Source organism: Salicola sp. AFF1, assembly GCF_056783195.1.
This window is the reverse complement of record NZ_JBXAYL010000168.1, coordinates 1-269: the sequence shown is the minus strand read 5'-3', so window position 1 is coordinate 269 and position 269 is coordinate 1. Positions and strand designations below refer to the sequence as shown.

Here is a 269-nt window from a genome sequence, read left to right as displayed (position 1 = left end):
AAGAACACCGCGACTGGCAGCAGCGGGATCTGAGCCAAAAGCGCTACGTTTACTGGTGGGCAGACGGTGTATACAGCAACGTCCGCCTGGATGACCGGCTGTGCCTGCTGGTGATCATCGGAGTCACAGAGCACGGCCACAAGGAGCTGGTAGCCGTTGACGACGGCCACCGCGAGTCCGAAGCCAGTTGGCATCAGTTGCTTACGCGTTTGAAGGAAAAGAACCTGGAACATGCGCCTAAGCTGGCCGTGGGCGACGGGGCCTTGGGC

The 269-nt window shown here is 60.6% G+C and carries 1 protein-coding gene; it reads left to right on the top strand.

All coding sequences use genetic code 11. The annotated features are described in order from the left end of the window. Positions 1-269 (top strand): transposase (locus AC1RQI_RS17205; RefSeq protein WP_481905832.1); only part of this gene is annotated, 269 nt, incomplete at both ends.